Annotated in this window: 19 protein-coding genes and 3 pseudogenes; 12 read left to right on the top strand and 10 right to left on the bottom strand. The window is 58.0% G+C overall.

Annotated elements, in window-relative coordinates; all coding sequences use genetic code 11:
- The first annotated feature begins 54 nt into the window (after positions 1-54).
- A complete protein-coding gene (locus tag FBZ97_RS32985) occupies positions 55-801 on the top strand; it encodes an SDR family oxidoreductase (RefSeq protein WP_145324690.1) in 747 nt (248 codons plus the stop codon).
- Positions 802-1060: 259 nt separating this feature from the next.
- Here FBZ97_RS32985 and FBZ97_RS32980 read toward each other — a convergent pair whose 3' ends face one another.
- Positions 1061-1426: a helix-turn-helix domain-containing protein gene (locus FBZ97_RS32980; RefSeq protein WP_145651056.1), complete on the bottom strand. Its 366-nt coding sequence runs from the start codon at positions 1424-1426 to the stop codon at positions 1061-1063.
- 172 nt (positions 1427-1598) lie between these two features.
- Between FBZ97_RS32980 and FBZ97_RS32975 the strand changes: the two genes are divergently transcribed.
- A complete protein-coding gene (locus FBZ97_RS32975; RefSeq protein ID WP_145651039.1) occupies positions 1599-2282 on the top strand; it encodes an EthD domain-containing protein in 684 nt (227 codons plus the stop codon).
- Positions 2283-2576: 294 nt separating this feature from the next.
- Positions 2577-2834 (top strand): hypothetical protein, encoded by a 258-nt coding sequence (locus tag FBZ97_RS32965; RefSeq protein ID WP_145324246.1) that lies wholly within the window; start codon positions 2577-2579, stop codon positions 2832-2834.
- Between the two features lie 43 nt (positions 2835-2877).
- Here the strand turns inward: FBZ97_RS32965 and FBZ97_RS32960 are convergent, their stop codons facing one another.
- On the bottom strand, positions 2878-3762 hold the full coding sequence (locus FBZ97_RS32960; protein WP_348642396.1) for a LysR family transcriptional regulator: 885 nt from the start codon (positions 3760-3762) through the stop codon (positions 2878-2880).
- 127 nt (positions 3763-3889) lie between these two features.
- Here FBZ97_RS32960 and FBZ97_RS32955 point away from each other — a divergent pair, with 127 nt between their 5' ends.
- Positions 3890-4849, top strand: a complete 960-nt coding sequence (locus FBZ97_RS32955) for an NmrA/HSCARG family protein (protein WP_145324250.1) — start codon at positions 3890-3892, stop codon at positions 4847-4849.
- Between the two features lie 117 nt (positions 4850-4966).
- A pseudogene (locus tag FBZ97_RS32950) lies at positions 4967-5218 on the top strand (SDR family oxidoreductase); the annotation flags it as partial.
- A 185-nt stretch (positions 5219-5403) separates the two neighbouring features.
- Here FBZ97_RS32950 and FBZ97_RS32945 read toward each other — a convergent pair.
- Positions 5404-6120: a 3-keto-5-aminohexanoate cleavage protein gene (locus tag FBZ97_RS32945; RefSeq protein ID WP_145324251.1), complete on the bottom strand. Its 717-nt coding sequence runs from the start codon at positions 6118-6120 to the stop codon at positions 5404-5406.
- 70 nt (positions 6121-6190) lie between these two features.
- Positions 6191-7339, bottom strand: a complete 1149-nt coding sequence (locus FBZ97_RS32940; RefSeq protein ID WP_145324339.1) for a tyrosine-type recombinase/integrase — start codon at positions 7337-7339, stop codon at positions 6191-6193.
- Between the two features lie 305 nt (positions 7340-7644).
- Here FBZ97_RS32940 and FBZ97_RS32935 point away from each other — a divergent pair, with 305 nt between their 5' ends.
- The 5 genes from FBZ97_RS32935 (at position 7645) to FBZ97_RS32915 (ending at position 12072) form a co-directional block, all read left to right on the top strand.
- Positions 7645-8079: a MarR family winged helix-turn-helix transcriptional regulator gene (locus FBZ97_RS32935; RefSeq protein WP_145324252.1), complete on the top strand. Its 435-nt coding sequence runs from the start codon at positions 7645-7647 to the stop codon at positions 8077-8079.
- 79 nt (positions 8080-8158) lie between these two features.
- Positions 8159-9085: a 2-dehydropantoate 2-reductase gene (gene panE, locus FBZ97_RS32930; protein ID WP_145324254.1), complete on the top strand. Its 927-nt coding sequence runs from the start codon at positions 8159-8161 to the stop codon at positions 9083-9085.
- Positions 9086-9099: 14 nt separating this feature from the next.
- Positions 9100-9951, top strand: a complete 852-nt coding sequence (locus FBZ97_RS32925) for an AraC family transcriptional regulator (protein WP_145324256.1) — start codon at positions 9100-9102, stop codon at positions 9949-9951.
- Positions 9952-10041: 90 nt separating this feature from the next.
- The gene (locus FBZ97_RS32920; protein ID WP_145324258.1) at positions 10042-11103 is read left to right on the top strand and encodes a GntG family PLP-dependent aldolase; all 1062 of its coding nucleotides are present in this window, start codon (positions 10042-10044) and stop codon (positions 11101-11103) included.
- A gap of 759 nt (positions 11104-11862) precedes the next feature.
- Positions 11863-12072: a hypothetical protein gene (locus FBZ97_RS32915; RefSeq protein WP_145324260.1), complete on the top strand. Its 210-nt coding sequence runs from the start codon at positions 11863-11865 to the stop codon at positions 12070-12072.
- 188 nt (positions 12073-12260) lie between these two features.
- Here FBZ97_RS32915 and FBZ97_RS32910 read toward each other — a convergent pair whose 3' ends face one another.
- Both FBZ97_RS32910 and FBZ97_RS32905 read right to left on the bottom strand, forming a co-directional pair.
- Positions 12261-13709: a transposase gene (locus FBZ97_RS32910; protein WP_246661932.1), complete on the bottom strand. Its 1449-nt coding sequence runs from the start codon at positions 13707-13709 to the stop codon at positions 12261-12263.
- A gap of 383 nt (positions 13710-14092) precedes the next feature.
- Positions 14093-14398 carry a BA14K family protein gene (locus FBZ97_RS32905; protein WP_145324262.1) on the bottom strand — a complete coding sequence of 102 codons (306 nt, stop codon included), beginning with the start codon at positions 14396-14398 and terminating at the stop codon, positions 14093-14095.
- 127 nt (positions 14399-14525) lie between these two features.
- Here FBZ97_RS32905 and FBZ97_RS32900 point away from each other — a divergent pair.
- Positions 14526-15273, top strand: a pseudogene (locus FBZ97_RS32900) (RHE_PE00001 family protein); the annotation flags it as partial.
- 57 nt (positions 15274-15330) lie between these two features.
- Here the strand turns inward: FBZ97_RS32900 and FBZ97_RS32895 are convergent.
- The 4 genes and pseudogenes from FBZ97_RS32895 to FBZ97_RS32880 form a co-directional block, all read right to left on the bottom strand.
- On the bottom strand, positions 15331-16056 hold the full coding sequence (locus FBZ97_RS32895) for a protein phosphatase 2C domain-containing protein (RefSeq protein ID WP_145324264.1): 726 nt from the start codon (positions 16054-16056) through the stop codon (positions 15331-15333).
- Positions 16046-17512 carry a hypothetical protein gene (locus tag FBZ97_RS32890; protein ID WP_145324266.1) on the bottom strand — a complete coding sequence of 489 codons (1467 nt, stop codon included), beginning with the start codon at positions 17510-17512 and terminating at the stop codon, positions 16046-16048. The genes FBZ97_RS32895 and FBZ97_RS32890 overlap by 11 nt, the downstream gene beginning before the upstream one ends.
- The gene (locus tag FBZ97_RS32885) at positions 17509-20946 is read right to left on the bottom strand and encodes a serine/threonine-protein kinase (protein ID WP_145324268.1); all 3438 of its coding nucleotides are present in this window, start codon (positions 20944-20946) and stop codon (positions 17509-17511) included. Before FBZ97_RS32885 ends, FBZ97_RS32890 begins: the two co-directional genes overlap by 4 nt.
- A gap of 309 nt (positions 20947-21255) precedes the next feature.
- Positions 21256-21907 (bottom strand): annotated as a pseudogene (locus tag FBZ97_RS32880) (IS6 family transposase).
- A 280-nt stretch (positions 21908-22187) separates the two neighbouring features.
- On the opposite strand from FBZ97_RS32880, the gene FBZ97_RS32875 reads away from it, so the two are divergent.
- Positions 22188-22673 carry a DUF4946 domain-containing protein gene (locus tag FBZ97_RS32875; protein ID WP_186449587.1) on the top strand — a complete coding sequence of 162 codons (486 nt, stop codon included), beginning with the start codon at positions 22188-22190 and terminating at the stop codon, positions 22671-22673.
- Positions 22674-22715 lie beyond the last annotated feature (42 nt).

Here is a 22715-nt window from a genome sequence, read left to right as displayed (position 1 = left end):
GATAGTCCTCGGTTGAGTGTCTATTCCTATCGGACAGCAACTAAGGAGACTGACATGACGAAGACGATCCTTATTACCGGGACATCATCCGGCTACGGCAAGGCCACCGCCGAGCACTTCCTTTCGCGCGGCTGGAATGTCATCGTGACCATGCGGCGTCCTGACGCTTCGCTTTTCGCCGAAAGCGACCGTTTGCGCGTTCTTCCGCTTGATGTCACCAACGCCGACAGCATTGCTTACCTTTTCCAATCGGTCGGCCCAATCGACGTACTGGTGAACAACGCCGGGCTTGGCGGTGTCGGTGCATTCGAGGCAATGCCAATCTCCCTTATCCGGCAGCTTTTTGAGACCAATACGATTGGTGTTATGGCCATGTGCCAGGCCGTCATCCCGCAGATGCGTGAGCGTCGGTCCGGAACCATCGTCAATGTCACATCAAGCGTCGCCTTGGGCGAATTCCCGCTCGCCGCAGCCTATACCGCAACAAAACAGGCGATCGAAGGCTTCTCGGCTTCGCTCGCGCATGAGCTTGGTTATTTCGGGGTCCGCGTAAAGCTCGTCGAGCCCGGCTATGCGCCAACGACCCGGTTCGGGGCGAATGCGATCGTCCCCGTCTCGGACCTCCTTCCCGGCGGCTATGCAGACTTCGCACGACCGATTCTTGAGTCGTTCGCAAAACCCGCAATGACCACCAAGGAAAGCGATGTTGCGGAGGCCATCTGGCGGGCCGTTCACGATCCCGAGAACAAGCTCCGCTTTCCTGCCGGAGCCGACGCTGTCGCGCTGGTTCAGGCACCGTGAGGGGGAGGGGAGGGGCAGGCAGCACCGGCTGGAATTGCCGACGCCGACCATCACCACTACACCGGGCCAACGCGATCAGGCTGGTGATCAAGGCACCACGTGCGTCCTCTCCCCGAGCATCAGCGAGTTGGACAGCAGCAAAGATCAGAAATCCACTTGTGAAGGCGGGCCTGCGCGCCGCCTATCACGGCTTTCGCGCTCTTGCCAGTCGCAGGGATGACGTGAGTAAGCCGGGCCGGTGGAATTGACGTGCATCAGGTCACGCGGCGTCGCGGCTGTCGAACACCTGGCGCGCCTGTTCCACGTCATCCACATGCTCAATTGTCCATTCATGGAGCGCCTGAAAAGGACCGAGCAGTGAACGGCCAAGCGGCGTGATGGCATATTCGACCCCAATCGGCGAGCCCATGATGACGCGGCGAGAGATGAGACCGTTGCGTTCCAGCCGGCGCAGGCATTGTGTCAGCGCCTTCTGGGTTACGCCCCCAATGTGCCGCTTGATTGCGTTGAAGCGCATGGGGCCCGCATCCAGCACGCTGATCACCATCATCGACCACTTGTCGGCGATGTTGTCGAACAGCGAGCGGCTGGGACAGCTTTCGTCAAAGTGCTGGCAGACGGACATGGGTTTCCTCGACGATACCTAGGCGACTGTAAGTGCGTTCTTGCAACTAAGTAGCAGATGTATACCTATCTCGCAAGTCAACGAGAAAGGCTCCCCTACAACTCCATCAGACGTGACATTCGCATCGATAACAAGTGAACCAAGCCAACACTAAACCAAGTCAGGAACTTCCTTGATCCGTTTCTTCTCCCTCATCCCCCGCCGCCCCGACATCGACCGCCAGCGCTTCCATGACCACTGGCGCCACCCGCACGGCACCCTGGGCCGTCAGATCCCGGGAATGCTCACCTACGTCCAGGCGCACCAGTTCGACACCGACCGCCTCGGCCCAGGGCAGGACGAGTACGACGGCGTCGCCATGCCCTCGTTCGACTCCCCAAAGGCCGCGGCCGCACTGGTCGACGAGCCCTTGTTCGTAGACAATATCCGCCCCGACGAACCATTGTTCCAGGACCTGCCGAGGGTCATCTTCTTCATCACCGAGGAGGAGGTCATCGTCTCGCGGCCCCCCATTGGCGCCAGAGCCGGGGTCGATCGTCAATGGGACGTACTGGAGCGGCCGACCAGCATCCATCTCCTGCAGTTCGTGCATCGTGATGGCAATCTCGACTGGGTGGGCTCGGATGATGCCGAACTCGGCTTGCGGATCGGAGCGCTGCGTCACGCGGTGAACCGACCGAGCGCCGAGGTGCACGGCGACGAGCCACCCTTCCTAGGCGCGCGTCAGTTGTGGTGGCCCACCCTGACAGCGTTTCAGGACGGGGTGGACGCCGATCGGGCCGCCTTCGAGGAGCTCCTTGCCCGAGCCGGTCACGCCGTCACCATGTTGGCGGTCTCGGAGAGATTCCTGCGCTAAACCGAGGAGCCTGTCACTCACCGTTCTGCGAGGAGGCTGGCCGCTTCAACCGCGAGATGCCAGTCTTCTCGACCCCTCACCTCAAGTCGAATATGCGCTTATAGATCTGGGGCGAGAGCTTCTCGAACCGGTGCGCGAACTCGCGGAGTGGGTTGTAAAAAACTCGGCACGAATGGACTTGGCGCGCTCCGACTATGCGAGGCGTCGTAAGATCGAATAATAGACCGCGATTGGCCGCAACTGGTAAAATCGTGCTATCTGACGATCAGCAAAACGCATCAGGCGGAGCGAAACATGCTGAAGACGGATACCCGCCAGGCCAACTGGCGACGGGCCAATCCCGGCAAATACGAAGCCCATCTTGCGGTTCAGCGAGCCCTGAAGGCGGGTGAGATCGATAGACAAACTTGCGAAGTCTGCGGCGTCGAAGCTGTCGACGCCCATCACGATCAATACGAGGAGCCATTGACGGTTCGATGGTTGTGCCGAAGACATCATATCCGGCTCCATCACTACGGCGAAGACATGTTTCCAGTCAGGGAATGCCGTTGAGCGTATGGCCGGGACATCTGTCTGTCCCTCAAATTGGCGCGAGTCAGCGAGCGATTAGATCATGAATCAGATCGCGGATCCATTTCTGACCCTGATGTCCGTGGGTGCGCTCATGCCAAATGAGCTCTACGCGAAACCGCTCGGGAAGCCACGGAACGTCAATCCATGCGACCTCACCCAAACGGTTCCGCATCAGGCGTCGCGGTACCAGGGCGACGAGGTCGCTGCTGGCGACGATGCTCGGAACAACGAGGAACGACGCGGCAGACGCGACAACGGCGCGGGAGTAACCGAGGGCCTCTAGGGTGACATCCACGGGGGTCGAGAAACCACCGCCTGACGGCGAGACGACCACCTGTTCCAGTCTGGCGAACCCCGATGGGGTCACTCCTTCCGCGATACGGGGGTGGTCGGGACGGCCGATAAGAATGTAGCTTTCCTCAAACAGGTGCCGAGTACGCAGGTGGGCCTGCGCGGCATCCGGCGTGGCGATAACCAGATCGACATCGCCATCCGCCAGTTGGCGCGCCACGCTGGCTGGAGCGAGGCGGTGTACAGCGAGCCGGATTTTCGGAGCCTTTTCGCGTAGCGTCACGATCAGAGGCGCCACCACCACGGCTTCCACGTAATCGGTGCAGGCGATCGAGATGGTCAGCTCGGCGGTTGCGGGAGAAAAGCTGTCGTGGCTCTGGAGGGTTCCGCGGAGCTGATCCAGCGAAGCTCTGAGCGGACCGATTAGCTCTAGGGCCGTGGCGGTCGGCACCATGCCACGATGCGCCGGCACGAGCAGGGGATCCTTGAACAGGTCGCGAAGGCGGTTCAGTTGGGCGCTGAGGGCGGGCTGGCTCATATGCAGCCGGGCGGCGGCCCTCGTGACGTTGCGCTCGACAAGCAGAGCTTCGAGACTGACGAGGAGGTTGAGATCCATGCGCTTCATATCCATGTGCTGGATAGTAGCGCATAAATCAATCGATTTCACATATGGCCCGTGGGTTGCGATTTAAGTCTCCAGGAGTGCCGCGCTGCGCTGCTCCAGGAAAGTGATGGAGATACATATGTCGATTAATCAAAAGCCTACCATTGTCGTCGCAGGCAGCCTGAGCAAGCAGGGCCGGAGCGTCGTAGAGTCGTTATTGGGGAGTGGACGATATCACGTTCGTGCGCTGACAAGTCGTCCAGACTCGCCTGCGGCCCTCAAGCTGGCCGAGCAGGGTGCTGAGCTCTTCGCCGTGCCGCTTGCGATCAACCACAGGAGCGATTTTGTGAAAGCGTTTCGGGGAGCGCAGGGTGCCTTCCTGATGACCCCAGTCGTCGCTCCCCCGGCTACCTACGAGTTCGATATCGGTAGGGATCTCGCGGATGCCGCCGTGGAGGCGGGTGTGGAGCACGTCCTCTTCAGCACCCTGGAAAACGTCGATGAGATCACCGGAGGTTCGAAGTTCGCGCCGCATTTCACCGACAAGGCGCGCGTTGCGGCTTATATCAAGGGTCTTCCTGTTCGCAGCTCATTCGTCGAGCTCGCGTTCTTCTACACCAACTTTCTCGAATATTACACGCCGCGTAAGGAGGGCGACACGCTCGTCTTTCCCATTTATCTGCCGGAGCATTTTCGAGCGCCCTTCGTCGATCCGCTGACGGCGACAGGGCCGGCCGTTCTGGAAATCTTCGACCATCCCGAAACCTATGCCGGGCAAACGCTCCCGATCATCGGCGACATCCTATCGCCGGCCGAGATGATCGAGACCTTCAAGCGCGTCACGGGCCGCAAGGCTGTGTATGCATCCGCCTACTCCCCCGACGAGCTGGTTCGTCATTTTCCGGAGTTCGGTGGAAATCCGGAGCTCGTTCGAGAAAACATCGGCATGGCGGAATATGCGGTCGAATATGGATATTTTCGGAAAGACCGGGATATCTCGTGGAGCAGGCGGATCAATCCCTCCAGTCTCACCTGGGAGCAGTTTCTGATCAAGACCGGTTGGGACGGCGAAAAAAGGGTTTTTGGTCTCAGCTCGTGAACCTCGGTCACTCGCGGGCCATTACGCGCACGTTGAGCGCCGGAACCTTCATCGGCAAGAGGGACTCCGAACACAGACCCTTCTGGAAATTCCGAGAAACGTGTCCGATGTTCACACCTCAAGGAGACCGGCATTCGCGTCAATGTCCTTTCTCCTGGCGCCACTCGCACCCCCGGCCTGCTTGGACTGGTGGGCGACGACGAGGATAAACAGCAGGGTCTTATCAACTACGCCGCCTCCCGCATCCCGCTAGGACGTGTCGGCGAAGCGGAAGAGATAGCCAAAGCCGCGCTTTTCCTCGCATCGGACGACTCGAGCTTCGTCAACGGCGCCGAGCTTTTCGCAGACGGCGGCCAGGCTCAGGTCTGAGGTAAATCTGTGGGGGGCGGCCTTGGTCCGCTCCCGATTGCACCTCAAGCGATCAATCGACGCAGGTCTAGAGGTAGGCGCGCCACATCGCAATAGGCTGGCGAGATGGCGCTTTTCGCCGCGTGCGTCCGTGCCGCGAATCCGACGATAGGCGCGCCGCGCCGCTCATCCGTTTAGGGTGTAAGTCAGCCTGATGTGAAGATGTCGATGGCGTCCCGGACTAGCTCTTCGTTCCCCGAGGCGCTGTTACCATTCCTAAGCAGGCGTCCATCCTCCAGTCCGACGCGGGTGGACAATCGGCTTTTCCGGGCGCGGCTAACAAAGTGCCAAACCGTCGCGTCAAATCCGTGAAGAAGGACCGGCCGCAGAAGGTTGGCACGCCGCAAAACCGTTTCTATCCCATCTGCTATCGCATTGGCCTTCTCTGAGTTCTGCTCTTCGATCTCGACAAGTATGCGGAACACTTGGTTGCAGTTTGGTAGCGAGATGAACCGCTCGGCATCCGCCACCGTAGCCAACCCTGCTTCAATGCCGACGCCCATGCGGTCCAGCAACTCCATGACCGCCGGGGCGTCAGCCTCGGAGAGATTGACGGAGGCGTAGTCGGGAAACACATTCCATCGCGAGATGAACTCCTTGGTGCGCGTCTCGTCGCCCTCAATCCATGCTCCCGTCGACACGCCGACGAGAGTTCCCGGACAAGACTGCCGAACCGCGACCATTGTATCATCCACAGCCAAAAGGCTCTCCCGCCCATCGTTGCTGCGGGGGTGGATGTGAAGCTCCCCGGCTCCTGCATCTACACACGCGGCGCAGTCCGAGGCGATGGCTGCTGCCGTCATTGGGAGAGTCGGATGATAATCTTTGGGACGAGCGCCGTTGATACAAGCTTGTACGATCATTGCTATCTCCATCGCATTGGAGTCTAGCTTAATCAGCTACAGACCGTCTGCAATGGGCCGACTCTCGATATCAGAGGAGCCTTGCTGCCCGTCCGGTCCTCCTCGCAGCGTTGTTGTAATAGCTGGAGGCCTGCTGCACTGACCGATGCCTCGATTGCTCCATGGCCTCGGGGAGCGGGATGCCGCGGTTGGCCGCCTCGGTGAGATATCCCGAGCGCAGCCCGTGCGCCGAAAAATCCTCCCTCTCCAACCCCGCCATCTCCGCCCGCTGCTTCAGGATGGCATTGATCGACTGCGGATCGAGCGCGCGCCGCGACACCGTGCCCCAGCGCCCGATCGCCCGAAACACGCTGCCCTTCTCGATTTTGGCGGCCGCCAGCCAGGCGTTGAGCGCCTCGACAGGTCGGCCGGTCAGATAGACCACCTCATCCTGTTCGCCATCGGACGTCTTGGTGCGGCCGAGATGAATGGCCAGAGAGGGGAGGGGAGAGCAGTCGGGGACCTCGATCGGCGCCTCGACAGAGAACTGTTCCACTCGTAACCCGGCGATTTCGCTGCGCCGGCGGCCGCCGGAGCCAAAGGCGACCATCAGGATCGCCCGGTCACGAAGATCACGCAGACTATCGGTCGCACAGGTCGCCAGCAGTTTTGCCAGCACGTCGCCGGTAACCGCCTTGGCGCTCTTGCGACGGCGTTGTCTCGGGACGGCACGCACGGCGAGCCGAATAGCGGATTTGAGGGCTGGTGAGGCGAAGGCGCCATTGAGGCCACGCCATTTCGTGAGGGTCGACCAGCTGGCCAACCGCCGGCGTACCGTATCCGGCGCATGCGGGCCGGAAGCTTTCAGAAACCCCTGGTGTCGGAGGTTATCAGCGACCTCGGCTGGCATGCCGTGATCGGGATCGGCGGTACGCTTCTCCGGATCCCAGAGATGATGCGCCACGAATTTCAGGAGCAACGCTTCAGGCGCCGGCCAGGGGAGCGCTTTTCCGGTGGCCGCCATGCCCCAGGCTTCAAGATAGGCGAGATCGGAGGTCAGTGCCCGCAGGGTATTATCGCCCATGCCGCGTTCAACGAGATGCTTGAGTGTTTCGACATCCTGGTCGGTCAGCAGCTCGGCGAGCTCGTCGCGCCGCTCCATCGGCAAGACGGCGGCAATGGTGTCCAGCTCTTCGGCTCGGCGCGCGACGGCGGTGAGAGATTTTCGGCTTTTGGCCACGGGATAGTCCCACAAAGAGATTTCGGCGGCCTTCAGGGCCGTGATCTGCACCGATTCTCGCGTGTCATTTGGCGCGGTTAGGCGGAATCGATTTCGTTCTGTTTATAGCTGTTTTGGTCTTCTGCGATGAGCGGAATCTTCTAAATCGGCCGGAACGCGCCGCAAGGGATTATTGCGGCAGTGCGGAGCATCTACCTGCCGGCATAGTCGGAACCTTACAAAGAGTCTCATGTAAGATGCTCCTACAATAGGTCACCGGAAATCGTGATTGACAAAAGTGCATATACACATTTATCAATCTAGCCATGGATAGCTTCGGATATGATCGTTGCCACTGTCTTGCCATGCGTCGCGGCACCCGCAATATGAGCCGCCTCTATGATGCACATCTTGAGCCTTCAGGTTTGTCGATCTCGCAATTTTCGCTGCTCAGCGTGATCGCTCAGACACCCGACATTCGGTCGGCAGATCTTGGAGCGGTAATGGTCATGGAGCGCACCACGCTCGTCAGAAACCTTGCTCCTCTGCGCGAGGCCGGCCTGATCGAGGTGACGCGTCGTAAGGGCGAGCGATCGCATGGCTATGCTCTAACGCAAAATGGTCGCGCCCGCTTGGCTGAAGCGCGTCCCTTGTGGCTGGCGGCTCAAGCTGCCTTCGAGCGTGAATTCGGCGCCGAGCGCTCCGCGAGATTGCGGATGGACAATCTCGAGGTCGGAAAGCTCATCGCGCCTCCGATTTGACCGCTGCGGGATCCGGGTGTCGAGAGATCGCCGAGCGTGACATGACTTTGAAATGACAACTCTACCAGGAGATAGTAGCATGCGTATTCTCGTCGTCGGCGCCGGCAGTATCGGCGGATATTTTGGCGGGCGGCTTGCGGCGGCGGGCCGCGACGTGACTTTTCTCGTGCGAGAGCGCCGTGCCGAGATGTTGCGCAAGGACGGATTGAAAATCGTCAGCCCGGCAGGCGATCTGCATATTCCGGCGCCGTCGCTTATTCTCTCGCAGGAGATCAGCACTCCCTTCGATCTCATCATCCTCAGTTGTAAGGCCTATGATCTTGATGAGGCTGCCCGATCCTTCTCGCCGGCGGTTGGTCCCCGGACATTGATCCTGCCCCTGCTCAACGGCATGAGGCATCTCGACCTGCTGGACGAGCGCTTTGGCCGGGATCACGTTCTGGGCGGCCAATGCATGATCTCTACGACACTCGATGCTGATGGGACCATCCGTCATCTGGCCCCGATGCAAACTCTGGTGTTCGGGGCTCGTTTAGGGACACAGGCCAAGGCTGCAGCCGAAGTATCCGACGTTCTATCAAGTGCGGCTTTCGATGTGCGACTTTCGGCCGACATCAGTCAGGACATGTGGGACAAATGGGTGTTCATCGCCTCAAGTGCCGGGATCACGACATTGCTGCGTGCCTCCATCGGTGACATCGTGGCAGCTGGCGGTAGCGCTCTGTCTATGGCGCTGCTCGAAGAATGTCTGGGCATCGCAGCACGATCCGGGCATCCGTCCGCGCCGCAAGCGCGCGAGCGGGCACAGGGTCTGTTGACAGCCGCCGGTTCGCCAATGACGGCATCAATGATGCGCGACATGGAAAATGGAGCTCGGATTGAAGCAGACCACATCATTGGAGACCTGATTGCGAGATCAGGCGACGCGGCAACGCCCTTGTTGAATATGGTGCTGGTTAATCTCAAAGCCTACCAGAACCGTCGAAGTCGCGAGGCACAACATTAGGGAAGGAGCCACCGATGGCTGATGTTGAAGGCACAACTGGCCGTCAGAAGGATGTGGCCCGGGCCTGGGTTGAGCCATCGCTAGGAAAAACGCTCTTTCTGGACGCTCGCTACAGGACACTGGCCTTCGAGCGGCATTATCACGAGGAATTTGCGATCGGCATCATAGAGAGTGGCTGCCAGGCCTTTTCCTATGATGGCGGGCGCCGCCGAATGGATATGGCGGCCGGTTCCGTCGCGCTCATTTCTCCAGGTATTGTGCACGAGGGCCGGCCGGCCGGTGAAGCGGGGTGGCACTATCGGATGTTGTATCCTTCGGCCGATATTGTCAAAGAGGCGGTTTCCGAAACCGGACTGGCTGACCGGCCTGGCAGCTTCCACATTCCGTCGGTTCACGATCGCCAGATCTTTGAAAGAATTGAGCTCCTCCATCACCTCAGCCGCTCGCGACATGCCGAAGCCATGCAGATCGAGACTTTGTTCATCGAGTTGATGACGCAGGCGCTCCATCGGCACGCCGGAACTGCAGTGGCATCGTCCCCTTCACACCACCGCGTCGGCCTTGGTGTTGCGCGCCAACTGATAGAAGACGGTTTCGAAGTGGCACCGTCACTTGACGCTCTGGCACAGGCCGCTGGTCTTAGCAAATTCGAGTTCGTCAGGCAGTTTCGCAGAGAATTCGGCCTGCCACCGCATGCCTATCTCCGCCTTGTGAGGGTCCGGCGCGCACGAGACCACATTTCGGCCGGCGAGGCCTTGGCAGACTCCGCAATGGCTTGCGGCTTTGCCGACCAGGCCCACATGACCCGTGCGTTTCGTCGTGTCCTCGGCATCACGCCTGGCCAGTTCGTGCGGTTGCGCGACTGACGCTCCATTACGCCGTCTTTTGCGCAACAGCGTTCAAAACCTCTTCCCGGCGGCCGTGTAGAATCCCGCCAGATGAAGGGAGTTACGGACATGATTGATCTCAGAAGCGATACCTGCAGCCGACCGAGCACGGCGATGCGTCAGGCCATGGCAAATGCGGTCGTCGGCGACGACGTCTATGGGGATGACCCGACTGTCAAAGCGCTGGAAGCCGAAGTTGCCGATCTGCTCGGCATGGAGGATGCCGTCTACATGCCAACCGGTACGATGACCAATCAGGTCGGCATACGCGCCCATACCGAGCCGGGGGATGCAGTGCTGTTCGATCAGAATGCCCATGTCTACATCCTCGAAGGCGGCGCACCTGCGGCGTTTTCGGGTGTATTACCGCGTCTGCTGCCGGGCGTCAGGGGTATTTTCACGGTGGCGGATCTCCATCAGGCCGTCGGCAAGCCGCATCCGTTTTTCCCCGCCACCGTTCCGGCGCCTTTGCGGCTCCTATGCCTTGAGAACACCCACAATATCGGCGGCGGTTCAGTCTGGCCGTTAGATGCCTTGCAGGATGTGACCGCGGCAGGCCGTAGGCATGGCCTGAAATTGCACCTCGACGGCGCCCGCCTATGGCATGCAAGTGTTGCAACGGGTATCAGCGAGAGGACCTATGCCGAGAATTTCGATAGCGTCAGCGTCTGCTTCTCGAAGGCGCTCGGTGCACCTGTCGGCTCCTGCCTTGCGGGTTCAGCTGACTTCGTGGCGCGCGCGAGGCGGTTCAAGCAGCAAATCGGAGGTGGTTTCCGGCAGGCCGGTATCGTGGCCGCTGGTGCGCTGTACGCACTCCGCCACAATCGTCAGGAATTGGGGCAGACCCACGCCAGCGCCTGTCGGTTTGCCGAGAGACTGGCGTCGCTTTCAAGCGTAGAGATTGATCCGGCGACGGTCGAGACGAATATCGTGCGATTCAGGCTCAAGACAGCGGACGCTGCAGCTTTCGTCGAGGCAGCTCACCGTGAAGGGCTTTTTCTCCTACCCTCGGGCACCGACAGTGTGCGCGCCGTTTTCTATCTCGATATCTCAGTTTCCGACGCCGAAAACGCGGTGGATATCATTGCGAAGGTATTGAAGAGCCTGCCGCCCAGAACGGCATCGACTTGAACGTGGAAGTTGGAAGCATGTTGCACTGGCTGACAAAGCCTCGCTAGACCTTCGCAGGATGTTGAACGAACTGCGGGCGCAACCGATGTGCGTCCGCAGTTCCGGCGAGCCCAGCTGAAATCTTCCTGAAAGACCGAAAAAGTGGTGTTCCGCTGATCCAGGGGCGGCTGACATGCTGTCGGTCTTCCAAATTCACCGGACTGCATGTCGTTGATATCCAACAGTTGCAGCTCATCCTAATTGAGTGGATTCATACAGGATCGGTGGAATTTCATCGTCGCGCAGAGGTGTCTCATTTTATCTCCTGCGCCAGTTCGGGAGAGGGAAAAGGCCAGTTACAGCAACGGTTTACAGGTTTCCGGGCCGAATATCAGTCCACTGAACCAGTCAGGGAATTCCACCGATCCAAAACGAAAAATATGGAAAAAACTGCATCTCCGGCGAATCCATCGATCCTCGATGACTGACACATGCTGAATTGCGCCTCGAAATCAATAACCATCGATAAGGAGTACCTATCGCTACTAAGGCGCACAGAAAACCACCGTCCGGGCAACGGAAGCAATCGCCAACTTTGATTCACTATGGCAGAAGAACTGCGTTAATTCATATGGTTAATGAATGGGAAAAGCTGCCAAAGATCGGTAAAAGGGGCTGATTTTCTGGCGCTGCTGGTTTGGTGGGCAGTTGTGCCGTTGATGCTCTTCTACCATACTTAGCTGTGGAGCATAAGACGCGATCAGCGACGGGAGGGGTACTGTGGAAGTGGATGAGATCGATATCGACAGCCTGGATGAAGCGGCGCTGATCTCGCTGCACGACCGCATCGTCGCGCGGCTGCAGCTGTTGGATCTGGAGAAGGCGGCGCGAGCGCTGCGGCAAATCAAGATCGGCGGTCGCGTGATATTCGAAGGCCGGACAATACGCTGGTCAGCGGCATTGTCGTCCGTCGCAATCGCAAGACATTGAGCATTCAAGTCGACGATCACACGCAATGGAATATTTCGCCGCATCTGATCAGGATCACGCAGGAGGACGTGCGTAAACAAGTCGAGCGGGAGACGCCATTTTTGTCGTTGAACGACGAGGATTATGCTGCATAGATCCGGGCCAATCGCCGGGCGCCGGCAAGCTGACCACATCGGGCTGATCTGGGTTCAGCCACGCGCGAGGATGGCGCCGGGCAGGGGCGGGATGGACTGTCTGCCGTCGCCAACTCCCAGCCGGTCGCCGAGGTAATGGTAGAAGGAAAGCTCGAGCTTCTTGCAGGTCTTCATCAGGCCGAGCATGGTGTCGCGCGCAACACGACCGTCGCGGCTCATCGTGCCGCCGGAGATCTTTCGCTTGGTGACGAAGGTCCGCAGGTCGTTCTCCGACGCATTGGTATGAAGCGGGATTTCCGGCCGCTCGAGCACCTTCAGCAATTCGTCTTTGCGGCGGTGCAGACGCACCAGCAATGCATCGAGCGCGTCATAGCCGGTGCGCATGGTAAAGATCCGGTCGAATCGTCGTCGAAAAGCCGGGATTGCATGTTGTGAGGGCTTCTGCTTCCAGGCCTTTGGCGCCCTGTAAAAGCGCCAGACAAGGTCACGAATGAGGGTGACAGCGCGCGCCTCCTTTGGTTTTGCCGGCATCAGTTTCTGTAACAGCCGTTCCCCGTGCACCCAGCACAGGGCATGATTGCCGACCCGGAATTGACCGGCATCGTCGGAGACGATGACCACGTCGCCCACCAGCCCATGATGGCGGATACACCCCCAGAGACCTGCTTCGGCCAGCAAACCGATCCCCTGGCGGTCAAAAATATCGACACCCCTGCGCGCCAGATATTCCATATACGGCACCTGGTTATTAAAGTGCCGAGGCTCGACACCGCGAAGTCCGGCAGCAAGTGCCGGGTCGGCACGACGTTCTTCCAGGTAGCCGAACGCGACATCGCTGAGGACATAGTCCTGGTAGTCGCCGCGCAGCAACGACAGGAAGTTCAGTCGCGATTTCGATTTCGTTGTGCGGAAGACGGTAAAATGCTCGCCGCCGATCTGGGTCGTATAAAAGTTACCGTGCGCATGGCGGGCGCCGGTGTCGTCGACCGTGACATAAGGGGCCGACGCCAGGCCGGCATGCAACACCGCCGCATCCTCGGCGACAAACCCATCCAGCTCCTTGGTCAGAAGGCGCACGACCTGGCGTTTCGAGATCGCGACGCCGATATCATTTAGCAACGTGGTCAGTCGCCCGGTCGTGACCTGACCTTGCGCGTGCAGCATCAGACAAAGCCGCCTGAGGTTCGGTCCGTAGCCACCCGTGATCCCCGCAGGCAGCGGCGCCAGCACCGTCTTTCCATCCGGCGTCACCCAGCACTCGCGTCGGTAATGAACAAGCTCGGTTGCCAACACGAGCTCCCGCACGAAGCAGCTTTTATAGCCTTTGAACCGCGAGCCGGCCGGAACATTGGCGCGGAAAACCTCTTCCCGGCTGACCCGTTTCACATCCAGCTTCGGACCGCGCGGCTTCTTCTTGCCCGCCTGTTTGTCGCCAGATTTGATATCGGTCGCCTTGTCCATGCCGGACGGGCGAAACGGCGGTCGCGGCGGCAGGTTCTTCAACCGCGCGATCTCGTCACGCAGCCGCTGGTTCTCGACCTTGAGCTGGGTATTTTCCAGCCACAGCTCCGCGTTCTCGGCTTCAAGCTTTTCGAGGCGAGCCTCGGCCTATTCAGCCCGCTCCAATAGGCCAGTCACCAGACTGCGTAGCGCCTTCAGCGAAAGCGTGTCGGCATGTTCAGGTGCGGGGAGCCGTCTCTTTGCCATGTAGAGACTGAATCTGATTTGCCCTTGTGGCGGAATCCTCTGCCCTAGGGACAGATCTCAATCTGAGCTCTTTTGCACAGCTTCCTTGTCATCGTCGTTAGTGGCCGCCAACGATTTTGCTCCACTTACCAAAGATCGGAATGGATTGGGGGGCTGACGATAGCGGCGCTTTCCCGCCGTTATCGCGGCGAGCGGCACGGCAGCGGCGCGCCGCCGGTACAGACATAAGTATCGCTGACGGCGTCGTAGTCCAATGCGTATCGGGCGGCGCACCATGTGATGTGCCTGATCTCGCCGGCGGAAAGAACCGAGGCCGCTGATGCTTCGGCCTGCTCGCCGCGGGCGTAGGCGGATACGGCCTGCTGACCGGTCGCGTACGCGTCGGCGCTCTCTGGCATCCGCAGGCCGCGGGCCGGCGCCAGCGATGCACCGAGAAGCGCGGAGCTCAGCAGAGCGATTGAAGCGGAATGTGCGACCGTAGACATCGACGATACCGATTGTTGTTCTTCAAAGGAACGGCACTTGCGGGATTTTGGTTCCAATTCGGCCGCTTGACCGCAGCCGGCGGAGGTGATGTCGTCTGGCACTGTCGAGATGGCGGCTGCATGCGCCATCCGGCGCGCGGTCGCGGCAACTCTGGAAGGGGAGGGGGATGAGGACGCCAACGTCGAACATCTTCCCGTGTGTCGACTATGCCGTCATCGATGCGCTGCTCGCCCGATCGGAGGCGGCGATCGAACAAGCGAGAAATCCCGGACGGACTTCGGCCGACGCTCGGGAACGAGACGCTCTCGTCTATGATCTCGATTGGGACGAGGATGTCCGGCTCGACGAGTGGTGCGAATTGCTGCGCCAGGGGGAAGACCTGCCGGCGGTGCTGCAGGCGATCATCGCACTCGATGCCTGGAACGAGATTTCCGTGCTTCAGCACGCGCCCTGGCTCGGCCGGCTGTTTGCCGCGGCGATCCTCCGCCAGGCCGGCATCACCTCAGGCCCACATATCGCCGCCATCAACCTCGGCCTCAAAACCACCCCCGTTGATCGGCGCCGGCATCGCGATCGCGAAACCCGGTTGCTGGCCATCGCCCATGGATTTTTGGCGGCGGCCGAAATCGGCATGAAAGAGCATGACCGGCTGACGCTGGCGAAGACCATGATGGACCGAAAGCTGGACGGGCGCCGAACGTCTTCAAAACTACCGGAACTGGTCGAGCTGGTGATGGCGAAACCACTGGTGTCGGCCGGGATGGTGGCCAAGACGCTGGAGGTGACGCCGCAGGCGGCGCGGCGCATCGTGATGGAGCTAGGCCTCAGGGAGATGACCGGGAGGGGGAGGTTTCGGGGGTGGGGTGTTAATTGACACCCAGTGTCACGGCACGGGCGTTAAGTGCCGTTAACACTGCACTGGACGGAAAAGTCATGCGATAAAAATAACGGATACATTGTCGTCACCACCCGCGTCCAAGGCAGCGGCGAGTAGTGCGTCGGCAGGGTTATTCGGATTTCTCACTACTATGTTTGCGATCTCGTCATCAGCCAAGAGATCCGACAGGCCATCGGAACATAACAGTATCGGACGGTCGAAAGTTGTTCCCTTTTGCAATACGTGTGGTCGGATCGGCAGGCGCTTTGTTGAGCCACCAAGTGATTGTGTTAGTGCATGGCTACGTACCCCGCGTATCGATGCTGTGTCATCTTTGCTGACCTGCAGAAGCCCGTTCGGCGCGACAACATATGCCCTGCTATCGCCTATATTGAAGAAGAAGGTGTGGCTGCCGCAAAACTTTATGCCGACGATAGTACTACCCATCCTTGGGCGCCCTCGCGGATCAAGCATAGATCTAAAAATTCTTTCGTTAGTTTGTTGTAGAAGGGCCTCCAATTCTTCCTTCGAGTTCGCGCTATCAATACCGCCAAGCATATTTTCTACGACAATCTCACTGGCATATTCTCCGGCGTCGTGGCCTCCCATTCCGTCAGCTATGAGGGCCCATCCGCGCGACGCCGATATCTTGCCATGCCAACTTCCGCGGTCCGCGCTACTCTTCCACCCTTGAACGGCGATGCGATCTTCATTGTTCGACCGCACGAGACCCACATGGCTAGATGCCCAAACCTCCCTGATGGCCACGCTATCCACCATGACCGCCTCCAAGCACGTGGGTCATGACGCTTCGTATCGCGTCGACATATTCAGGGCGTCGTGTAACTACTCCTTCCACCCGCTTAAAGCCGGATCGACGGACCATTTCCCCAAGAAAAGGCCTGTTCGAAACCACCGCTAGGTCATTGTCCTTGACCAAAAAGAAGAGCTCTTTCGGTTTTGTTTGTATCAACCGAAGGGAGCCCTTTGCCGACCTGCGAGTCAATTCGGATAGAGGGTCATACGCGTTGCCCTGGCGCGGTTCGTTTTGAGGTGCAACCATTGAATAGATTTCGATGTCTACTTGCTGAGATATCAAGCTATCAACATCTCGCAGCATGAAGCCATTGACAATGACGGACTGGACGCCTGCCGTCGATACGACCAACTTGCTTGCCGCTGTCTTCAGAGCCTCCTCAAGCAGCTCACCCTGCTCGTACGGCGCCAACGTGCGAACTGAAAGGGCGTCGATACCGTGCTGGGCAACCTTGTGTCTTTCTCGCGCCGCCAGCAAAGCAGCATATGCAGGATTGGTCCTTTGGGGCCGGGTGTCGGATTGTACAGCTGGAGCTATAGAACGCACCTGTCCCCGGGCAATTGCCTCTTCCAATCTGAGGGCGCGAATATCTTCGGCGTGCGGCAAGGCCGCAACTATACTTTTCCCGACGAGGCGATCGAGGCGCTTTCTCCCTTCCGATTCCTCTATTGCCTTGACAAACCCCATTTTCCTTGGGCCGCCGTGTTCGGCGAATGCTCGCTCGTGCTGCTCCGAGAGCTTCCCGTCGAGTGCAAACCCAATCTGTATTTCTTTTCCCTTCTCCGCCATGTAGACCAAGGCAATGGCCTGCCGAAACACATTGCTCCGGCGGACAATCCGCTTCAGGGCGAGAACGTTGCGCCGAAAATCTTCGCCGCCCTGCCGACGGATCACTTTCGTCACATCAGGAATATTAAGTTCGCGGATTGTTGGAGGATCTGCTGGATAAGGTCTAATCTCGACCGCTCCGCCGCTCTTAAGTTCAGATGCTCTTACTACGCTCTCGCCCGCAAGACGGATAGGCAATCTCTGTATCCCATCATAGTCGATTACGAGCATCTCTTCTTGCGGAACTTCCTCACGCTCCATTATGAGCCTTGCGTTGCCGGCATTTGTCAGTTTGAATGACTGGAAGTCGGTCGAGATCTGCCTTGTCACGAATCCTTCTGCGACGAGTGTATCGATGGCGCTTTTGACGATATCGGGCTTCAGCCCGAGCATACCGGCAATTCTCGTCTCCAGCGTTTCACCTAACGACAAGCATCGCATAACAAATTCGCTGATTGTCGGAAGTGTCCGATGTGAAGTGGTAACAGCTTCGATGGTGAGACGGAAAATGGGAAGGCCTACCTCCCCATAGTCGATCAACCGGAAACCCTCTCGAAATTGGTAGGCCCTTGCGACATCTTCCGGGCTCATGAAAGGGTCTCCATCTCACAGGTTTCGTCGTTCCTGTCTATGTAGTCGATCACTTTGCGGAAAGGGTTGATCCCTTCAACGGACCGACAGAACATCTGATCCCCAACGATGACGAGTGCGCTCTTACCGCGGGAAAGAGCGACATTAAGCCGGGGCTTTTCTCGCAGGAAGCCAAGTTGATTATTTGAGTTCGAGCGAACGACCGAATAGATGCAAACATCTGCTTGCCGGCCTTGGAATGCATCGACGCTGTTGCAGGTGACTTCCAAATCGGACCATTCCGCCAGACCCTGAGAGTTCATTTCGCGCAAAGCAGCGACTTGACCGGTATATCCAGCAATCACGGCAACCGAGATCTTCTTCTTCTGCGCCTTGGCTAGAAACTGAAGACGCTGAAGGATTCCCCGAATGGCTGCGACTTCGGACTGGTTACTGTAAGTCTCGCCTTCTTTCCTTTCGCGCCTATTGGGGAGGTTGTGCGTCGAATACCAGGTAACTGGTTTTGGAAAAGCGCTTGCGAGCTTCAAACCGTGGGACGTCTTCGGGCTATCTAGTCCACGATCGTAGAAACACTCGCTAATCAAATCGCCAATAGGCTTGATCATACGGTACTGATTTCGGAGCTTGGCTCGGTTTGCATGTGGCAATCCAAAATCTTCCTGCAGAAGGCGATCGAGCAGGGTCGATTTCACTTCGGAGCTATCGAAATTCGCAAGCAGTTGCTCTCCGAGATCCTCAAAGAAAGGCGGAAGTTGTTTTGGATCGCCGACGACTATCCATTTCTGGCTCCTCGACATCGGAATGAGGATTTCCGTCGGTGTTGCCTTTGAAGCCTCGTCGACGATGCACAGGTCGTAGGCCACGTCCTCCATCCCCTGAACGCTTGCTATACCTACGCAAGTGCCGGCGATGATTTGTGCCGACGACAACATCGCGGCATTGAAGTCGGAAGATCGTCCAACTCGTAGCTGCCAGTCCTCCAAAAGAGAGAGCCGCTCGCGGCACGCATCGACCAATGGCCCCGGAGCAAGAAAATGGATCGCCCAATCGGCCAGCTCCAACTTATCGGTCGAATGGGCCAACGCCCTAGGGTATTCTCCCATTTGTTCGAGCTCACTGCGCAGCGTCGTTTGCTCGCGGCGAATGCGCTGTAGATCCGCTTGAAGAGCACCGATTTCGCTATCCAGCTGCGTTGTTTCCTCCTCTTGCTCTTGACTGGTCTGTGCCGGAGGGGTTCCTGTTTCGCTGTTTCCATCCCGCTCCTTCTTTCGCCGCTCGATTTCCTCGACCGTGTCTTCTTCCCGCTTCAGAAGTTGGATCAGTCGTTCCACTTTGATGCCGATTGCGACAGCGTGCTTGTCTACACCTGCTTCCGCAGCCCACTTCTCCAGGTCTTCTTCTGCTGCCTTCCGGACTTCAGCGATCCAAGCATCGACCCGCCGCGACAGAAGTAGGGCTTTGCTTTGCTCCGAAATTCTGGGCTCGTCGGCCCTACCGATGCGGATCATGTCCAATTCGGGTGCAATGCCTGACACTTTTTCAAGGACGTTGTCCAAGGCTATGTGTGTCTGAGAGGACAAGAGTATCCGGTCGCTTGGATTGCGTTTCAGCCATTGGAGGACGATCTCGGTAATCAGCGTCGTCTTCCCGGTGCCTGGGGGGCCCTCGATAGCGAGGATGTCTTCTACGCCAAGCGCTTGTTCGAGGATCCGCCGCTTTTCGTCGTCCAGAGATTCAGTATCCCCATTAAGGGATAAGTCATTGACCGTTTCCAGTTGGACAGAGGTGATGGGTGTTGCAGTTGACGGATTGAGTATGAGTTGCTTGAGCCTTGGGCTAACCGCTCTGTCGAATAGAACAGCATCGAGTGCTTGGGTCTGGTGGCTGAGAGCCTTCTGGGCTGCAATCGTATTGATGGCGATATCGCCTCGCCTTGGCAGCAGCGCGGCGTCGCCGAAGGTGACAGTCATGGTTATCTGGTTGAATGCGACGCCGGTGATCTTACCGCAGACGCGCCCGTCGGAAAGTTGAACAAGCCTATCCTGACCGATTAGGTCGTCGCCATGAGCAAGTTCCGTTGTAAACACGACCTTGTCGCCAGACCGTTTCATGTCGACATATTTAATGGCGTTGCTTTTTTTCGCTTCGTGATCGGCACGGTCTCGGAGATAGCTTCTCCAGACCCGGAAAATTCGTTGAGTGGCTTTTGCTCGTCTCTCTTGCTCGTATTCTTCGCAGGCTGCCTTTGCTTCTACCAATAGCACCCGTAGCTGGCGCCCGGCGTCCTCCGGGTCCGTCGGACGGCCAAAGGAAAAGCGTAGAGGGCGGTTGAATGCGGCCTCTCTCATCTCAGAGGCGAGGCTTGCACCGATCTCGCTAGCACGTTCGACAAACAGCGCCTCTCCGCTTTTGCCATCGATCATCACCTGGTAGCGCCATGTCGCGCCAACGAGGGTTATCTGCAACTCGTCGCCATCTTTGTCACCCTTCACCCCTACTGCAGCGCACTCGGAAAGATCCTCAAGCACAAATGCTTCGATTGTGCTTTGGCTGTCGGCCGATAGTCGTTTTTCAAACGCGGACCTAACCCTAGGGGCAAGCAGAAGGTATATGTTAATCTCGGCGGCGTGGTGATGATTAGCCTGCGCCCGCTCGAGAAGTTCTTTTAGGACGGAGGCGAGCGGCGGCCTGGCTGATGGGTCGACGTCCAGGCAACGCTCCATGATCGGTCGGATCTCAGCAGGAAGAGGAGCCTCCTGCAATCCAGCCAAAAGCTCTTCTTCTTTGTCAAAAATTCGGCCTGTTACGCAAGAGATCGCCACAGCTGCAAACGCGTAACAGTCTCTCGTGAACTGATAGGGTGGATATTCGGGGGTTGACGGGGTGTAACCGGGCGTATGGTCGAAACGGAAGGTCAGCCCGGACGAAGGAAGCCAGGCACTGTTATTGTCGGTCAACTTCGAAATGCCATAGTCAGCAAGTTTCGGAGTCCTGCTGGCATCAATGAGAATGTTCTTCGGTTTGATGTCGCGGTGGACGACCTGATGCTTTTGCGCGAAGACGACGCCTTCAAGGAGGTCGTACCCAAAACGCTGCCAGAAGGAGTTCCAACTCATTGGACCTTCCTGCTTTATTACGTCCTCCAGGTTGTCCTCAATCCATTCAAGAACCAGATACCAGTTCCTGTCCTCATCTATGTCTGTGGCAATCCACTCAACGATATTTTTGTGCTTGATGTTTTGCAGGAACGTTGCCTCACGCGTGAAACTGGCCATCGCACGCTCGTCGTGGGGACCGAATTTTACCCGCTTAATTGCCACAAGATTTGTTGATACTTGATCGAAGGCCTTTGTGACGGTTGCTTGAGCTCCATATCTGATATCCGCAGTGAGGAAATAACGGCCTCCCAGAATGGAGGCTCCGCCGTTAGCCATTGCATCCTCCCAGCAGGGTTTGATCGTCAACAGATGGACCGTGGTCGAGCGTACCAGCGGTCAAGACCAATGATATCCATCTAAGGGAGCTTCAAGAGCCTCGCTTTTTTCTAGAACGGAATACTTGAGCGTTTCAATTCTTAGGGTCGAATTCCTCACAACTTTGCATCGATGGATGGCGCGACAGTGCTCGACAGACCTGTCGCTATTTCAATTCGATGCTTCGCAATGAGCAGCCCAAGGAATCGAGCTGGTTCTGTCGCAAACTCTAGCTGAGGTCGCAAAGGCGGGTGGAGCGTCAGACGGCGCTCATGCGGCAAGGATTTCGAACTGCCTGGCAATGGAGGGCGTCGGATCGTAGGCAAACGTCGCCTGTCGTTTGCGCATCATACGAACCATCTCGATGCTCGAGAGGATAATCTCGGCAGTTTTCGTTGATTTGAAGCCGAGCATGGGCCGGACGCGGCGCTTGATGCGCCGATGATCTTGTTCGATGCGGTTGTTGAAATACTGGCTCTTGAGGATTTTGATTGGCTTCAGTGCTCGTCTCGATTAATCTCGCAGGCGGTTTTCAAGATCGCAAGATCGGATGGCCTCGATTGGTCTGGCTGCCGTCGGTGACGATACGTTCCGGCCTGCCATGGCGCTGCAAGGCCTTCCGCAAGAAGCGTTTGGCCGCCGGCAGGTCACGGTTTTCGCTGAAGAAGAATGCGACCGTATCGCCAAGGCTGTCGATGGCGCGATAGAAATACATCCATTGGCCGCGGACCTTGATGTAGGTCTCTTCCATGTGCCACTTTCCAGTGACGCTCCTCTTGCGTCGGTTGAACAGGTCCAGCAGCTCATGCGAGTAGCGCTCGGCCATCACCTCTTCTAGATCACGCAGGCTGAGATTCTAGGCAAGATACCAGCGAACGCACAGCAAGATCACGGATCGATCAAAATGGCGGCCTTTGAACATGTCAAACTCCCACGAAAAAGGAGCAAGCGTCATGCAGCAAATGACCTTTCAAAAAAGTTTGCGACAGAACCGAGACTATCCGTGCGCTTTTAAGATAGATAGCAAGCGAATTGGCGCAGTCCCCCATCCGGATGGAGCGGGATTAATAGACATTGTCTGGCGGCATCGGCTATAGCCTTCATTAGATTTATCTCTAAGGCGCCCCAACAGATTGGGCATTGAATTAAAGACGATGCCTATGCGTGCCTTTTCTGCCACGTTGATCATGGTGCTTTTGCCGATGGCGCCGGCCGCGGCCGCCTCTTCGATCACGTGGCCACAAGGATGGGAATTGCGGCAATCGCCGGTGCCAACGTCAAACTCGGGCGAGAAATTCGATGGGTCGAACCGGTTGGCGGTGAAGGTTGACAAGTCGGGACAGATGCTTGCGGTGCTGAACCTCATCGTGCTTGCGATCAAGCAAGGCGATAAGCCCACGCTGGAAAACCAGATGGCATCGCTGGCCAATACCATGCGCGCTGCATATGCTGGGAAGGGAACGACGTCGTCTTGTCAGGAGCCGGAAGACACGACGCTGGACGGCTTTCCGGCTCGGCAGATGCGATGTATGGTGCTGAAGGATAAGGCGGACGTCCTGGAGCAATTGTTGATCGTCACCATCGGACGACACACGGTGCAAGCGTTGAGCCTTACCGCGTCACCGGCCAATTTCAAAACTTATGAGCCGGATTTCATGGCAACCCGCGACAGTTTGCGGATTGATTGAAACTTCCGGGACGAGGGCCGGCGAATGGCACGCCATCCTGAG

The sequence above is a fragment of the Rhizobium sp. ERR 942 genome (assembly GCF_007828395.1).
Classification (GTDB): Bacteria; Pseudomonadota; Alphaproteobacteria; order Rhizobiales; family Rhizobiaceae; genus Rhizobium; species Rhizobium dioscoreae.
This window is presented reverse-complemented; position numbering and strand designations above follow the sequence as displayed.

Bases quoted from the DNA above. Each gene is read 5' to 3' on its own strand.
- FBZ97_RS32920 (WP_145324258.1), top strand. From the start codon at position 10,042: ATGATTGATCTCAGAAGCGATACCTGCAGCCGACCGAGCACGGCGATG.
- FBZ97_RS32905 (WP_145324262.1), bottom strand. From the start codon at position 14,398: ATGTCTACGGTCGCACATTCCGCTTCAATCGCTCTGCTGAGCTCCGCG.
- FBZ97_RS32955 (WP_145324250.1), top strand. From the start codon at position 3,890: ATGTCGATTAATCAAAAGCCTACCATTGTCGTCGCAGGCAGCCTGAGC.
- FBZ97_RS32980 (WP_145651056.1), bottom strand. From the start codon at position 1,426: ATGTCCGTCTGCCAGCACTTTGACGAAAGCTGTCCCAGCCGCTCGCTG.
- FBZ97_RS32945 (WP_145324251.1), bottom strand. From the start codon at position 6,120: ATGATCGTACAAGCTTGTATCAACGGCGCTCGTCCCAAAGATTATCAT.
- FBZ97_RS32935 (WP_145324252.1), top strand. From the start codon at position 7,645: ATGGATAGCTTCGGATATGATCGTTGCCACTGTCTTGCCATGCGTCGC.
- FBZ97_RS32895 (WP_145324264.1), bottom strand. From the start codon at position 16,056: ATGGTGGATAGCGTGGCCATCAGGGAGGTTTGGGCATCTAGCCATGTG.
- FBZ97_RS32890 (WP_145324266.1), bottom strand. From the start codon at position 17,512: ATGAGCCCGGAAGATGTCGCAAGGGCCTACCAATTTCGAGAGGGTTTC.
- FBZ97_RS32925 (WP_145324256.1), top strand. From the start codon at position 9,100: ATGGCTGATGTTGAAGGCACAACTGGCCGTCAGAAGGATGTGGCCCGG.
- FBZ97_RS32875 (WP_186449587.1), top strand. From the start codon at position 22,188: ATGGCGCCGGCCGCGGCCGCCTCTTCGATCACGTGGCCACAAGGATGG.
- FBZ97_RS32960 (WP_348642396.1), bottom strand. From the start codon at position 3,762: ATGGATCTCAACCTCCTCGTCAGTCTCGAAGCTCTGCTTGTCGAGCGC.
- FBZ97_RS32885 (WP_145324268.1), bottom strand. From the start codon at position 20,946: ATGGCTAACGGCGGAGCCTCCATTCTGGGAGGCCGTTATTTCCTCACT.
- FBZ97_RS32985 (WP_145324690.1), top strand. From the start codon at position 55: ATGACGAAGACGATCCTTATTACCGGGACATCATCCGGCTACGGCAAG.
- FBZ97_RS32965 (WP_145324246.1), top strand. From the start codon at position 2,577: ATGCTGAAGACGGATACCCGCCAGGCCAACTGGCGACGGGCCAATCCC.
- panE (WP_145324254.1), top strand. From the start codon at position 8,159: ATGCGTATTCTCGTCGTCGGCGCCGGCAGTATCGGCGGATATTTTGGC.